We start from the raw sequence: 16204 nt of genomic DNA on the forward strand, positions 1-16204 counted from the left end.
TTATTCCTCCTCAAAGCCGACTGTCCGAATCTCATAAGGCTGGAGCATTTCGTCAATCGTCTCTTGACATTCTTCTTCAAGGAGATTCAACCGTTTGCCTTTTTTGCCATTTTTCATCAAATGTAACGATTCTAAATGACTAGACATATTGAATCCTCTCGCTACTAGTTTATCATTAAGTTTGCTTCGTTTCAAAGCAGTAATTGCAAACGTTTCCCCTTCGATTGATAAATATTGTTTTTTCGGTGATAGTTTGCCTACTTGATTGGACAATTGCTTTGTCGAAAATGGAATTTGAGCTGCATAAGCATGTTTGTATGTGTCAAATTTATCTTTTCCGGAGTGAACCTCTAAACTGTAATCGAATTGGTGAACACCTAAACACTGTGCCTCCGGTGTCGGGAAATAACCCCAGTCGCCCATCTCACCGACGCAACGCAGTAATGTCACCGCAATAGTTTTTCCATCCAAGATTTCATATTCATTCAAACCAAAATTACCAATCGTTATCCCTTGGCTTTCATCCCCTAATTGGACAAAGGCATGTTGATGCTGGGGATTGGTCGGGTTCTCCCAACTTGCAGAGACTTGATTTGGACGAGCTGCGACTTCAAAAATACTATCTGCTTCGTGTTGTTCCACATGTAACTTCGTCGGGAATAAGACACGTAAGCGATGATCTTTCATCTGATTGTCGATAGTTGTTTTAAAATCGATCTTTTTGCTCTCTACACGCAACGTAATCAGTGTTGTGATTGTCAGTGGCTTTGTTTCTTTTGCGCGTTGGGCTTGTCTAAAGCGGAACTCTCGTACCATTTGTTGCTCTTTTTCTAACCGAGCATCTGCAGAAATAGGGATGTCAATGGTTTGAGTTAGCTTGATTTGAGCGATTTCAGATGTATCCTTGATGATCTCAACAGTACTTGTCGGTTGGTCTTTTGAAAGAATCGCTTTTTCATTCTCTGGTTGCTTGAAGATATATTCGTTACCGATGTCACCGACGTCTTCAAATGTCAATAACTCTTCAAATTCTTGCCCGGTCGTTTTATCCAATAAGGTCAATGTCCCATTTTGTTCAATGGATACATGTACGAATTGATTTTCAATACAACGTCCTGCTTGAGTAATCATCGACTCTTGTTTTTCATCCGCAACTCCTTCAACTAAAGCGAATGTTTCCCAAGAAAATGCGGGCATTTCATCAATTGGCAGTTCAATCGTGACATTTCTTGCCATATACGGAACCCTAAAGCGATCTTTCGGTAAATCATAGCCAAATGATACAACTTCTTCAGAAACCAAAGCTGGGATCTGTTTTTTGTCAGACGTTTCCACATGGTAGTATTTCTTAGGTTGCTCCGCCAATTCTTGATATAGCTCCTCTGGAATCCCTTCTGCAAATCGTTTTCGTTCCAACTCTAAAGTGATTACGGCTGACCCTGTTTTGGGCATTCCAGCGGTATTAAAAACGACAAAAGGATAACTTTCCTTCGAAAATCCACTGGTATCAATAGCTGTTGCCAGTTGATCCAATGCTTCTTGTGCTAAAAATCTCCCCACTTCATTGGCTTTTTCAAAACGCGGGATCATTTCTCGATGTACGGAGTCAACTGAGCATCCGCAAATGCTATCATGAGGATGGTTTTGCATCAGTGTTTTCCAAGCATAATCTAATTGATCGTGGGGATACTTTCCTGTCACTTCATACGCCATCGTTGCTAAAGGTTCTGTGACATTTTCAAGTTGACGCTGTACTTTTGTGTTCCACTGTTTGAGATAAACTCTCGCAGAAGCTGTATTGGCTAACGTATACCAGCCATCGGTTTCTTGACTCGTCAATTCTCCTTCAACTGCGCCAAGATCCTGAGGAAGATCCTGTTGTACAGTTGCTAAATAATCCGTAAAGTTGGAATGAATAAATTCATATTCAGGATACAATTCATTGGCTAATCGAATTGCTTTTGTTATATCTTTTTGTACAGGCTGGTGATCCACCCCATTCATCATCAGTAAATGGTCCGTTGACGCATATTGCTCGGCATCTGCTAACTTCTGATCCCAAAAACGAATCGCAGCCTCTTTCTCAGCTGGAATCTCATTCCCATTACTGTACCAGTTGGCAAACAATAACCCAAAGATCTCCGTTTGATCAGGACCTTTCCACCACATCTCAGAATATTGTGACGAATAGTTCTCAGCTTCTAGTACTTGATTATCAAAGCCAATCGGTTTCACCCCACGACCAAACGCAGCAGCTTCTAGTCCTACTTGCTTCATCATTTGTGGCGTTTGTCCCATATTGCCAAAGGTATCAGGGAAATAACCTAGCATGACCGGCGTTCCCCATTTGCGACTTTCTTCCATACCGATCAACATATTCCGAACATTTGACTCTGAGCTAATTAAAAAATCATCCTGTAAAATATAAAATGGTCCAATCCGTAATTTCCCTGCATCGATGGCTTGTTGGATTGCTTCTCTTTTTTCAGGACGTACTTGTAGATAGTCATCTAAAATAATGGTTTGTCCATCTAAATGAAAGCTGTTGAAGTCTGGATCGGTTTCAAACAGCTCCAACAAATCATCCATTAACTCCACTAATCGCATGTGATGTTGCTCATATGCCATGTACCACTCACGATCCCAATGGCTATGAGAAATGATATACACTTTTTTATTCATATCTATTCTCCTCCTTATTTTTCCACTCGGATATCAAAGTAATCCATGACTAACTCACAAAACATCATGTTTGCCCAAGAAAACCACTCTCTTGTATAGTTTTGCGGGTTGTCCACATCAAAACCTTCGTGCATCAAGTGTGTCCCTGCATCGGTCGCTACTAGTAAGTCAAGGATTCGTTCTTTTTCTTGTTTGTCTTCTGTCGTCATTCCTTCCATCGCTAGGGCGATTGGCCAAATATAATTCTCGGGCGTATGCGAAGAACCAATTCCTTTTGCATACTTCCCTTCATAATAGTAAGGATTCTCTTCACTTAACAAAGTGTTTCGCGTATTTATATAGTGTTCATCTGTACTGGAGCAATAACCCAAATAAGGTGCTGAAATCAAATTAGGCACATTGCTATCGTCCATTAATGAGGCATTCCCTAAGCCGTCTACTTCATACGCATAAATCGTTTCACCTTGTTGATTTTCGATTTTTCCATAGGTGGCAATCCCCTCTTGGATGGCTGTTTTTAAGTCGTTTGCTTTTGCAACGATTTCTTGGTCTTCAAGAATTGAGGTAAAAATCTCTTCCACATATCCTAGAATAACTACAGCAAACATATTGGATGGGACAAGGTAGCCATATTGACAGGCATCATCGCTCGGACGAAATCCTGACCAAGTCATACCCGTGGGCGCAATCGCCGATCCACGTCCCTCGTTGACTAACGTATCTTCTTTTCTTGTGGTGTCTCTTGTAAAGGTGTAAGGCGATTGTCGATGGTCTTGTTCTACTTGGAAAACTTCTAAGATTTTTTTTATTCCCTCAATAAATGAGTGGTCAAATTGATCTGTACGTCCGGTATTCTTGTAAAGTAAATAAGCTAGTTGAACAGGGTAGCATAAAGAATCGATTTCATATTTTCTTTCCCAGATCCAATCGTTCATTTGAGTGTGATCGGTTTGATGCCCTGCGCCATTTGCTTGTTCATTGAACGCATTTGCATATGGATCGATCGTGATATAGTAAAATTGCTTTTTGACTAACCCACTGATCATGTCAGCTAAATCTTCATCCTCTTTCGCAATCACTAAATAAGGACGAACCTGCGCGGTGGAATCACGTAACCACATTGCAGGGATATCTCCTGTGAGTAGAAAAGTTGTCCCATCCTCTTGCCTTTTGACTGTGGTCAATAACGTATTCGCAAAGGCAGAAGAAAAATTCTTAGCCCAATCTGCATGCTCTTCTCCACATTTTTGTATCATGTCATCCATAAATCGCTTCACTGAATTAGGTATATCTTTATAAGCCATATTATATAAACTCCCTTTTATTTGATATGTCATTATGGATTATACCTGCTTATACTATAAATGTCTACGCTTTCAATAAACTTTTTTCTATTTACTTTTTCAATTATTATGCTATGATTTAGTTATGATATATCATTAAGAGGTGTAATTATGGAGCAACCATTATATAAAACAATATTTTTAGCGCTAGAAAAAGCAATACATGATGGAACTTTACCTGTCGACAGTCAAGTTCCCACTGAAAAAGAACTATCCCAACAATACAATGTTAGTCGGATCACATCCAAACGGGCATTGACAGAATTAGAACAACTAGGATTGATTTATCGTGTACGCGGAAAAGGAAGTTTTGTTAAAGCTCCCAAAAAAGGTGTTCCTTCACGTAGTCTCTCTACTCAAAAAAGAATCTTATTTCTTTTGCCTTACTTGTCTGATTTATCCGTGGGTGACTTTACTCAGGGCTTGAATCCAATCATGCAAGAACATCAATTCGAGGTCATGATGACGACTTTAGATTTTTTAGAAACAAAGACAGCCAATGATCTGATGCAAGAATTTGATGGCTTGATTTATTATGCTTTTGAAACAGATCAACATCTTGACTTGCTTTTTGAGCTTTCCTTAAAAGACTTTCCAGTGCTCATGCTAGATAAAAAAATATATGAGTTACCTTTTCCAACTGTCTTATCGGATAACTTTCAAGGTGGTTCTTTAGGAACTAATCAGCTGATTGAACAAGGTCACAAAAAAATTGCTTATCTTTTTGGCGATTTATCCCATCCACAATCCGTGAGACAACGCTATCTCGGTTATCTTGAAGCACTGAATAAAGCAGAGTTATCGTTCCATACTGCATTAAATGATCCAATGGCGACCACTAATGAATTAGCTAACTATATTCATACACATGGCGTTACAGCGTTTGTTTGTGAGAATGACTTAGTGGCAATTCAAGCAATGACTACGTTAAAACAATTGGGTTACACCATTCCCAATGATTTTTCCGTCATTGGGTTCGATGATATCCAAGCTGCTGCTTTGGTTGATCCGCCTTTAACAACGATTGCCCAAGATTTTCTCCAATTAGGCGAACTTGCGGGCAAAGCGATGATCCAGTGGTTACAAACAAAAGAAAAACCGGCTGACATCAAACATCCTGTTACTTTGATCCAACGACAATCGACAAAGGAGTATACACATGGACATTCAACAAATTGATACACGTCATGGCACTGCGAATCAAGCCAACTTTTCTAATGGGAATTGCCTGCCTTATACAGGCGTTCCTTTTGGTATGAACTATTTTGCCCCACAGACAAATGAACAAAGAGGTAGTTGGTGGTTTCACCCCGATGACCGGATTTTCCAAGGCTATCGTTTGACTCATCAACCTAGTCCTTGGATGGGGGATTTCAGCCACTTTTTGATGACTCCGTTCAGTGGAGTATTACAAGAACCCACGGTGTTCCATGCCCAAAGTTCGTATCGCCCAGAAGAATGTACTTTTTGTCCCACCCACCTTTCCATTGACCAATTGCGTTACGGTATTCAATCGACATTAATCCCTAGTATGTATGGCGGCATCCTTTCCATCACTTACCAACAAAATGATAGCGGTTTATTACTAACTTTTCCTGGCCGTTTCCGTCTTACTGCAAAAGATGCCTACACACTAGAAGGCCAAGTCACTCATTTTGCGGGTGCAGAAGATCCGAATTTCACTTTTTATTTTGTTTTGAGTCTCGATCAGCCTCTGACAAGTAGTGAACTCGAGTATTCTAGCGAAAAAGCAGACACTGTAGCTCTTAATTTTGGTCATATCAAGCAACAGACGATTCGGCTAGGAACGTCATTCATCAGTAATGAGCAAGCTCACCACAATTTGGAACAAGAGCAAGAAAAACAAGAAAAAGACTATCTTTTAGACAGTCGGGAGCAATGGCAAAACTACTTTGATCGAATCAAAATCAACCATCATGATCAAAAACAAACGCAAACGTTCTATCACAATTTATATCGGACATTCCTATTCCCACAAACCTTTTACGAAATTGATCCAGAAGGAAAAAAAATCCATTATGATACCACTAGTTGTACAGTAAAAAATGGGATTCTTTATACAAATAATGGTTTTTGGGATACGTACAAAACGGTTTACCCACTCTTTTCATTGATTGCAGTCGAAAAATATGAAGAGATGTTGGAAGGTTTTTTAAACAGTTATCGAGAAACTGGCTTCTTACCTAAATGGCTTTCTCCAGATGAACGAGGTCTCATGCCTGGAACATTGATCGATGCAGTGATCGCTGATGCTGCCATCAAAGGTATCGGCAGTCAGAATATGCCGGAATTTTTAGAAGCCATGAAAAAAGGGGCGACAGTTCAAAGTGATCAACAAAATTATGGTCGCCAAGGGACAATCGATTATTTGAAGTATGGCTACGTGCCAAACCATTACCATGAATCGATCAATCACACACTTGATTATGCCTACAGTGATTTTTGTATCAGTCAAGTTGCTCAAACACTAGCTGATGTTGAAACAACTCATCACTATCGGCAACAATCCATGAACTATCGCAATGTTTTTGATACAACAACTGGTTTTATGCGTTCAAAAGACTGCTCAGGACAATTCCGTCCTGATTTCTCCTCTATCTCTTGGGGCACAGATTACGCAGAAGGAAGTGCATGGCAAAGTAGTTTTGCTGTTTTCCATGACTTTGCAGGACTGATCGAAGCGCATGGTGGAAAACAAGCTTTTGAGAACAAATTAGTTGAATTATGTAATCAACCGCCTAAGTTTGAAGTCGGTGGTTATGGGTTTGAAATCCATGAAATGAGTGAGATGGCAGCAACTGAATTTGGACAATTAGCCATCTCTAATCAACCAAGTTTTCACTACCCTTATCTTTTCCATTACCTTGGGAAACCCGAAATGGCACAACCTTTGATCAAACAGTTGCTTACGCAACTTTTCGATGCATCACCTACTGGCTATCCTGGCGACGAGGATAATGGCAGTATGGCCGCTTGGTATATCTTTAACAGTTTAGGTTTTTACCCAGTTACACCTGGAACCGGTGAGTATGTCATTGGTATCCCACTGTTTGATCAAGTGATCTTAACACTTTCAAACGGCAATCAATTGACTATCCATGCTACGCCTAATCAGCCCCAACAACAGTTTATTCACCATGTAAGTCGAGATGGCTACACTTATGAAAAGCTATATTTTACTCATAAAGATTTACTAAACGGTGGCACGATCAACTACCATTTAGGCATTGTTCCTCATACAAAAACTTATTCAGAGGATAGCTTGCCTTATTCTTTAAGTCGCCAAGAATCATATCAGTGGTTCAGCTAGAAAAGAAGCGTGGTTAAGGAAGCTTCTACCCCAGTGCTTACTCTGTAGTTAATTCCATTTGCCATCCTCTTCAGCACTAATTTTAGAGAATGTGCGACTTCATTAGGACTTTATTGAATGATTGATTTCACTCATGACTCGTTGTTTACAGATGACTCGTTGAGATGCTATACTAAAGAAAAGAAGCGATGCGTGAACATCGCTTCAATGTAGCCGTTTTGTGGTAGCATGTTTTGAGCTAAAATAAACCCGTCAACTTCGCTAAAAGTTTATGACGGGTTTATTTTTTATCGCTTTTGCTTATTGTCAGCATAATGCCAACAAGCGCAAGCATCAACGATCCGAACTGGATCATCAATGCCAGTGCTTACGCAACAGACAAAAGGCTACTCCCTTCGTTGAAGTAGGAAAATGCTCATAGGCATCACCCCCTGAGTAGCTACCATCATAAACAATCTACATGGTTTATTTTACCATATTGCCTTTCACATATTTTCATTTTTTGTTTTTTTATATGATTGTTTTTACTTATTCAATCATATAAAAAAAGAGTATAAGAGAACAGCATTCGCACACACTATGTTTTTTTATTTCCTTACTCAAATGTTTTTTTACCCATGACTCTTTATTTACAAATGACTCGCTAAGATGCTATACTAAAGAAAAGAAGCGATGCGTGAACATCGCTTCAATGTAGCCGTTTTGTGGTAGCAAAATTTTACGTAGTAAACCCGTCAACTTCTGCTAAAAGTTTATGACGGGTTTATTTTTTATCTTTTTTGCTTATTGTCAGCATAATGCCAACAAGCGCAAGCATCAACGATCCGAACTGGATCATCAACGCCAGTGCTTCCGCAATAGACAAAAGGCTACTCCCCTCGTTGAAGTGGGAAAGTGCTCATAAGCATCACCCCCTGAGTAGCTACCATCATAAACAATCTACATCGTCCATTTTAACATAGAACCCATCACATATTTTATATTTTTTGTTTTTTTATATGATTGTTTTTACTAATTCAATCATATAAAAAAAGAGATAACGAGATATTAAATCTCACGATCTCTGTTTTTTATTTAGATGAAACTTCCTTCTGTTTGACCTTGATTTTCTCGGTATTCTGAAGGCGACTGTCCGACGATTTTTTTGAATAATTTTGAAAAATAGGTCGTATTATTATAGCCGATTTCATTAGAGATCTCATTGATATTTTGATTACTATGGATCAGCAACCATTTTGCTTGTTCCATTCTTAAGTGATTCAAGTACGCAGAGAAGCTTTTTTTAGTTTCTTTTTTAAACAGTTGTCCTAGATACATGACATTCAGATGCAAATGTTCTGCGACTTCTTTCAAGGTTAACGGTTCTTTATATTTCTCATGTAAGATTTGAAGAACTTTTTCGACATTTTGACTATATTTTTGATTATGCTGATTTTCCAATAAAGATAATAGGAGTTGATGCAACTCTTGGACAGATTTTGCTTGATTGATTTTTTGGATGCCTGTTAAATATTCATCATCTTCTAAACGGATCAGCTCACGATGGATATCCATAAATAATAAAAAACTGAAATGACGGATGTCTTCAGGCGACATGACCGCCTGTTGGAATTGCTCAAAAAAGTCAGAGATCATTTGTTGCGCGACCGCTAACTGACCACTTTTCAACACACGACTAAATGATACAAAATCAATTGATTGTTTGATTCCTGCTTGTTCGGCATAAAAAATACGTTGATTTCGATCCCCATAGAATTGATGTAGTTGTAAATTATCTTTAGCATGCTGGAAGCTTTGCGGTATCGTTTCCGGATCACAAGATTCATCCCCAATACTGATCAGCCAATTCTCACACATCAGCGACTGTTCGACAAAATAGCTAAACCGCTCTACTGCCTCTTCCTGAAGCAACAAAACAAATAAAACAAGTTCTCCATAATTCCGTTGGTAATAAAAAGGTTCTTTTCTTTTTGTTAGCCACTGACTGATTGTCGTTTCAGCCTGTCTAGGTACTTGTGCAAGTAAGACACGTCGCTGACGCTTGCCTAGTTTTTCTAATAGTTCTTCTTCACTAGGTTCATCCAATTCATCATTCAACCATTGGCTAAACAGAATTTCTTGGTACACTTCTTGTTGGTTTTTTTGTTGTCTTCGATGATCCAAGCGTTTCTTGACGGTTTCAAGACTAGTAATCAGTTCTGCTTTATTGACAGGTTTCATCAAATAATTAACAGCGCCTAACCGCATCCCGCTTTTTAGATAATCAAATTCTTGATAGCCCGATAAGATCATAAATTCAAAAAGATGTTCTTTTTGAGCAGCTTCAATAAATTCTAATCCATTCATCTCAGGCATCGTTACATCTGTGACGACTAGATCAATTGGCTGCGTCTCTAAAATCGATAGTCCCTGCATAGCATTTTCTGCAGTAGCAACAACGTTAAATCCTAAATTTTGCCAATTGATGATTTTTTGTAAGCCAGCCAAGATCATATATTCATCATCAACTAGTAGTACATTATAAGACATCAGCAGCTCCCCTTTTTATTTTAAAAGTAATATGGATCGTTAATCCACCAGTTGCATTTCTAGCTAGGGTCATCTGATAACTCGGTCCAAAACTAGCACGTAACCGTTCATTGACATTTTGTAAGCCGATCGATCCACTGAGTTTTACTTTACTTTGCGCCAACTGTGCGCTGATTTCAGCTAGTCGCTCTTCTGTGATTCCTTTGCCATTATCACGGATCAAAAGATGAACAAGTCCATTTTCTTCAAATACTTTTACACTCAATGCGTTATCAAAACGAGTAAAATCAACGCCATGTTTAAAATAATTTTCTACTAATGGTTGGATGATAAATTTAGGTACTTCAATCTCTTCCAATGATGATTCGATCGTGAAATGATAGGCGATACGGCTAGGATAACGCATTTGATAGAGGTACACATACTTCTCACAAAAATCCAATTCTTCTTTTAAATGAATCGTCTTTTCCTGGTTGGTGTTATTACGTAATAATGCAGAGAAAGCATAGACAACATCTGCTAGTTCTTCACTACCTTCACTGATGGCATACATTCGAATATATTCCAATGTATTGTATAGAAAATGCGGATTGATTTGTGCTTGTAATGCACGCATGTGCGCATCTTGTTGTTTGATTTCTAATTTGTAGATATCTTCCACATATTGATTGATACTGCCTAGCATCTCATTGATTCCGACTGATAGGTCTTTTAGCTCGTATTCAGTGATACTAGTATCCACACGAGTATCTAAATTCCCTCTAGCCACTTCATCCATGGCTTCCATGACACGATCGATTTGTTGAGAATAACGTTTGAACGTCTTGTATAAAAATAAAAGCAATAAACCATCCAATAAAATGACGCCAATAATTAACGGTGCTAAGCTTTTTTCTGTTACTTGGCGAACCGTACGCTTATCTAATGTGGCTAAAATACGATAATCGTCGGACACCTCTTGCGATTGGATAAAATTCGATTTTTCTAATTTCTCCACTGGTAATGTAGAATCCGCTTGTAGGGTCTGATTGATCAACTTTTCCTGCTTAAAGATTCGTTCTTTGCCCAGTGCTCGATCATGAAATGTATACAACCGATTACTCGTTCCGGAAATCATGTAAAGAGATAATCCATTAAACGTATTTAAATTCGTCAGCGCTGCATCAAGTTCATCTTTATCAAACCCTACAAACATACTGCCAATTTCTGCGCCACCTTGTGTAATCGTCATTTTGATATAAAAAGCCTGTTTTAATTGTGGCGTTCCCTGCTTGACTATCCCGCCTTTGTTCTCTCTAGTGGACTCAAAATATTCTGGTAATTGGTTGAACACAAGGTACACACTACTTACCTCTTCATAATTGACATACATATCACGAACTACGTTAGGGAATGAAAGAAAATCAGCAGATTGTCGTTGTCGGTCGTACGCATACATCAAATATTGATCGATCGGTTTAGTTAAATAAGTGGTGGTATTCTCGATTTTATCTGAATCCCCTACAAATTGATCTTTGATCACTTTACTTAACGTTGTTTTATCACTAAGCGTTCGCAACGTACTTTGAACTGCTTCATTCACTACTTGTTGTGCTTGGATTTGTCTTTGGATGAATGTATGCACGCTGATGATGATCGTTGCAATCATCGTCAAAGCAATCATCATGATGGCATATTTACGCAATAAACGGTTTAACAACGTTCCTTTTGAAAAGATAAAATCTAACCTATTCATATGTTTCCAACTGCAAGTCCAGATTTTCCCGCCATTGTTTGGTGATCGTTCCGTTCCAAACTGTAAGTAACCCAATCAAACCAAATAAAATCAACCCTTTATAATTCCACGTCACCCAAAGAATCAGACCACTGCCAAGGATGATTTTTAAGAAAGTTGAAAAACTTGCGAAACTGGAAATCAAACTCAACTTCAGCAGATTTCTTAAAGTCATTTGATAGCCACTATCTAAGATCATACTATATTGATACGTCGCATAAGCGTACAACATGCTAAACAGTATAATAAAATCAATCACTAAGAAAAGAATCCCTTGAATCTGAACAGATAAATACAAGTTATAACTAAGCAAAAAAAGACAAGCCGAAAAAAGACCAAACAATTGATTTCCTCGCACGAAGGACTGTTTGAACATCTGCCAACTTTCGCTGATCGTGATGTCTTTATATTCGAAGCCATGGAGATAAAACTGTTCATTGACAACTTTCCAAGCTGGCCCGATTCCTAAAACGACGCCGCCACACACAGCTAAGCCCCAAAAATACAATGTCAATTTCATGATGACCCATACGCGTATGAATACTGTTTCCAATGCTCTACCTAACACAGGACTTTCCCCCTTTATTCTTCATCATATCCTATTATACAAAAACATACTGTAACCTTGAGCATATTGGAATATCTAAAACCAAATAAATGGTGTTCAAGAAGCACATCTTCGGTCATCAGCTAGAAGTAACTCCTTCGGAAATAAGACGAAATCCACAAAAATTCAAGAGCAATTTCCGTGGATTCCGCCTTATTTATCGGAGCTAGACACTTCCGTCACAACCTCAGTATGGATTAATCGTTTTCTTGTCGGAATGTATCATATTGTTTTTGCATTTCTGTCAGTACTTTGTCGTATCCAGCTTTATCTAAGGCATCCATTAGTTTTGGTAAGGTTTCATCTGGATCGACAGTTCCAGTGTTCAACCCATCAAGGTATTGATTCATGACATTTGAGATATTACTCAATTCAGTTTTTACACTGTCTGTATTAAAGCTGAAGCCTAAGATTGGAGAAGTTTCAGCTTCTGCAATCGATTGATCTCTTTTAGCAATCATTTCATCGGTAATCGTATCTTGTGTGTAAAGAATTTTATTATTACCGGTATTCCAAGCAGACATGTGAGTTTTTGGCTGATATCCGTCTAATAATTTCACTTTGTCATCGCCAACTTTTTCCCATGCTTCTCCTTCAATCCCCCAAACCAAGCCGTTAAGTAATTCAGGATCGCTATTCAATAACGCTAAGAACTCTACTGATTTCTCTTTGTTTTTTGACGTATTAGAGACAACAAAATTTGCCATTTGTGCTTGTCCTGTTGATTTCAACGGAACCGTGATCGGTTTAGACACTAATTCTTGATTTGCAGCATTTGTTAAAATCGTATCGCCGTAATCGTATGGTCCTTGTGTTTCTCCACGCATCAACCATGTATTACCTTCTAACGGATAATCTTTGTTACTAGTCGCTGCATCACTAGGGATCAATCCTTGATCATACCAACTATGCATCGTCCGTAACAGTTCAATGTAATTTTCGTTGTCATATTGGTTGATAATTTTTGTTTTGTCACCATTCAAATCAACCGCAAATGGCAAAGTATTTCCTAGTGGATAATCAAAATCACCTTGTACTTTAAATCCTTGACCAATGGCAAAAGCCGCTGTATTCGGTTCTTTTTTATGGAACTCTTGTAAAACTTTTTCTGCATCTGCATACGTTTCAATACCATCAATCGATAAATTGTATTTATCTAATAGTGGCTTATTGAAGGTCAACACTTGTTGTGCAAAGACATTGCCGTTTACTGGGAACGCATATAATTTCCCATTGACCAGATTACCTTTGATATATGCTTCATCCAAAGAATCATACGCTTCTTTTCCATACTCAGGAGCTAATTCAGTCAAATCTGCAAATGCGCCTTTTTGTGCATTTGATACGTAGTTGTTGGCAAAAGCAATATCGTAATTTTCACCAGATGAGATGATAACGTTCATCTTCTTCTCATAGTCACCCCAACCAATGTAATTGATATTGACTTTTACACCAATTTTTTCTTCAATACGTTTATTCGCGACTTCCAGCAGCTGGTCAAGGTTATCTGGTTTGTCACCGATCTGGTACATTTGTAATGTCGTCGTATCACTGGCCGCTGCATCGTCTTTGTCACCTGAACCGCCCCCACAAGCTGCTAAACTGATTGCTGTTAGTGCTGAGAATCCTGTAAAAGCTAATTTTTTCCATAACTTCATATCTTTTTCCTCCTATTTTAGTGCTTTATTCTTTGACGCCGCCAATCGTTAACCCTTTAACAAAATGTTTTTGGAAAAATGGATAGCTGATCGCAATCGGTAATGTTGAGATAACAACGATTGCCATACGAGCAGACTCTCCAGGAACAGAAGCAAGACCGCCGGCTAACTGACTACCTGCTCCAGCATTTTGAGTAAGATATTGGATATTGCTTTGAATCTTCATCAATAAATATTGCAATGGTACGAGATTATCGTTTTGGATATACAGCAACGCATTGAACCAGTCATTCCAATAACCTAAAGCTGCAAATAAACTAATTGTCGCAATTCCTGGAATCGCTAAAGGTAAGACGATTTGTACAAAAATCCGAAGTTCACTCGCCCCATCTATCCTAGCAGATTCAATGATCGAATCAGACACCGAACGTTTAAAGAATGTTCGCATCACGATAATATTGAACGGACTGACCGCCATCGGTAAAATCAATGCCCAAATCGTATCTTTCAGTTGTAATAAATTCGTCATCACTAAGTAGTTCGCAACCATCCCTGGTGAGAACAACATCGTAATCAAACAAAAGACTGTAAAGAAACGACGAAATGGAAAGTTGGATCGAGAAATAGCATAAGCATATAAAGAAGTTGCTGTACTATTGATCAACGTTCCTACTACTGTCACAAGAACAGTGACGAAAAGAGCCTGAAAAATTTTGTTTTGCATCTGGTCAAACAAAAAAGTATATCCAAATGTACTAAGTGTTTTAGGCCAGAAACTATACCCTTGCGTGGACAAAATGGATTCATCTGTAAAAGAGATCGCAATTACAAAAATAAATGGTAATACACAAGAAAAAGCAAAAAGTGCAATCAAAATATTGGAGAAAAAGTTGGTGGTTTGACTAAACGAGCGAATCTCTACTCGTTGAACTTTCTTTTTATTCATTTTTCTCCTCCTTAGAACAATGCCGATTCGCTGTCAAAACGACGAGCAATCGTATTGGTGATCATTAATAAAACAAAGCCGACGACCGATTGATACAGCCCAGCTGCGGCCGTCATACCAAAGTCGCCAGTGGATGTCAGCCCATTATAGATATAAGTATCTAAAACTTGTGTCACTTCATAAAGCGCTCCGGAATTTCTTGGGATATTGTAGAACAAACCAAAGTCCGCTCGGAAAATATTTCCAACTGCTAATATCGTCAAGATCGTCATCAGAGGGATCAATTGTGGAATCGTCACATGTTTGATTTGTTGCCACTTGCTTGCGCCATCCACCATCGCTGCCTCGTAATACGTCGGATCGATTCCCATAACTGAAGCAAAATAGATGATACTGTTATAGCCGATCCCTTTCCATGTTCCAATAAAGACTAAAATAAACGGCCAATATTTAGGATCATTATACCAATTGATTGTTTCTCTCCCACTTGCTGCCAGCCATTGATTAAAGATCCCTTTATCTGGACTTAAAAACGCATAGACAAAGTAACTAATGATGACCCAAGAAAGGAAATAGGGCAGCAATGACATGGTCTGGTATACTTTTACCAATCGTTTATTTCGCAATTCACTCATAATGATTGCAAACACGACAGATATCAAAAGATTCAGTAAAATAAATGTCACATTATATAAAATCGTATTTTTGGTAATCAGAAAGGCTTGATCAGAAGAAAATAAAAATTTGAAATTCTCCAATCCAACCCATGGGCTCTCTCTTAAACTGGCAAGAAAGCCATCCGCAGAAATATGGAAATTTTTAAACGCAACGACATTTGCTAATACCGGGATGTAAAAGAAAAAAATCATCCAGATCATCCCAGGGATCGCCATCAAAACAAGCGCCTTATAGCGCCATAAATTCCCAAAAAAACCTTTTAACCCCTTCCTTTTTCTCATATAAAAACTCCTTTCACCTCATTCGCACTGTCATTATAGCGCTTTCAAATGATATAATAAATGAACAAATCATAGGGAAAATGAAACAAATTATAGAGAAGATTGTAAAAGAATCATTTTGATCTGAGGTGTGAGATAGAAAAACGAAAAATAGCTGTTTTAGGTTGCCATCTATCATGATTTCAATAAATAAACAAAAAAACTTACAGGATTTAGGAATGCGTTCCTGAATCCTATAAGTAGGTTTTGTTTCTATTGCTCTATCTATTTTTAGTTTAAATGCAGTTAGAAAAACTTTTATGTACTTTGCTGTTGGATGCTTACATAATAATGTATGACTGTGGTTGGATAATAATTAAGTCAGTTTATTTGCTC

The 16204-nt window shown here is 38.3% G+C and carries 12 protein-coding genes; 2 read left to right on the forward strand and 10 right to left on the reverse strand.

The window, feature by feature from the left end; translation table 11 throughout:
• Both I2F89_RS10980 and I2F89_RS10985 read right to left on the reverse strand, forming a co-directional pair.
• Window positions 1-2682, reverse strand: a complete 2682-nt coding sequence (locus I2F89_RS10980) for an alpha-mannosidase (RefSeq protein ID WP_161642650.1) — start codon at window positions 2680-2682, stop codon at window positions 1-3.
• A gap of 14 nt (window positions 2683-2696) precedes the next feature.
• Complete coding sequence (locus tag I2F89_RS10985) at window positions 2697-3986, reverse strand: glycoside hydrolase family 125 protein (RefSeq protein ID WP_074801364.1); 1290 nt, start codon at window positions 3984-3986, stop codon at window positions 2697-2699.
• Between the two features lie 150 nt (window positions 3987-4136).
• Here I2F89_RS10985 and I2F89_RS10990 point away from each other — a divergent pair, with 150 nt between their 5' ends.
• Together I2F89_RS10990 and I2F89_RS10995 are read left to right on the forward strand one after the other, a co-directional pair.
• Window positions 4137-5204, forward strand: a complete 1068-nt coding sequence (locus I2F89_RS10990) for a GntR family transcriptional regulator (RefSeq protein ID WP_074801368.1) — start codon at window positions 4137-4139, stop codon at window positions 5202-5204.
• Entirely contained in the window at window positions 5185-7356 is a 2172-nt protein-coding gene (locus I2F89_RS10995; RefSeq protein ID WP_195514326.1) for a GH92 family glycosyl hydrolase, read from the forward strand. Before I2F89_RS10990 ends, I2F89_RS10995 begins: the two co-directional genes overlap by 20 nt.
• A gap of 280 nt (window positions 7357-7636) precedes the next feature.
• On the opposite strand, the gene I2F89_RS15525 is transcribed toward I2F89_RS10995, so the two are convergent.
• From I2F89_RS15525 to I2F89_RS11030, 8 genes are all read right to left on the reverse strand, one after another.
• On the reverse strand, window positions 7637-7711 hold the full coding sequence (locus I2F89_RS15525; RefSeq protein WP_229054132.1) for a putative holin-like toxin: 75 nt from the start codon (window positions 7709-7711) through the stop codon (window positions 7637-7639).
• 408 nt (window positions 7712-8119) lie between these two features.
• Window positions 8120-8221 carry a putative holin-like toxin gene (locus I2F89_RS11000; protein ID WP_074801379.1) on the reverse strand — a complete coding sequence of 34 codons (102 nt, stop codon included), beginning with the start codon at window positions 8219-8221 and terminating at the stop codon, window positions 8120-8122.
• 209 nt (window positions 8222-8430) lie between these two features.
• A complete protein-coding gene (locus tag I2F89_RS11005) occupies window positions 8431-9885 on the reverse strand; it encodes a response regulator transcription factor (protein ID WP_071867540.1) in 1455 nt (484 codons plus the stop codon).
• A complete protein-coding gene (locus I2F89_RS11010; protein ID WP_195514327.1) occupies window positions 9875-11620 on the reverse strand; it encodes a sensor histidine kinase in 1746 nt (581 codons plus the stop codon). Before I2F89_RS11010 ends, I2F89_RS11005 begins: the two co-directional genes overlap by 11 nt.
• Window positions 11613-12227, reverse strand: coding sequence for a YesL family protein (locus I2F89_RS11015; protein ID WP_065095929.1), 615 nt, complete (start codon window positions 12225-12227; stop codon window positions 11613-11615). Before I2F89_RS11015 ends, I2F89_RS11010 begins: the two co-directional genes overlap by 8 nt.
• A 236-nt stretch (window positions 12228-12463) precedes the next feature.
• Entirely contained in the window at window positions 12464-13924 is a 1461-nt protein-coding gene (locus I2F89_RS11020; protein ID WP_071867538.1) for an ABC transporter substrate-binding protein, read from the reverse strand.
• A gap of 25 nt (window positions 13925-13949) precedes the next feature.
• Window positions 13950-14870, reverse strand: a complete 921-nt coding sequence (locus I2F89_RS11025; protein WP_019723328.1) for a carbohydrate ABC transporter permease — start codon at window positions 14868-14870, stop codon at window positions 13950-13952.
• Window positions 14871-14881: 11 nt separating this feature from the next.
• Window positions 14882-15829 (reverse strand): ABC transporter permease, encoded by a 948-nt coding sequence (locus I2F89_RS11030; protein ID WP_034689760.1) that lies wholly within the window; start codon window positions 15827-15829, stop codon window positions 14882-14884.
• Window positions 15830-16204 lie beyond the last annotated feature (375 nt).

Origin of the sequence: Enterococcus sp. 1001283B150225_161107_E12 (assembly GCF_015556925.1) — a bacterium.
GTDB classification, from domain to species: domain Bacteria; phylum Bacillota; class Bacilli; order Lactobacillales; family Enterococcaceae; genus Enterococcus_B; species Enterococcus_B mundtii.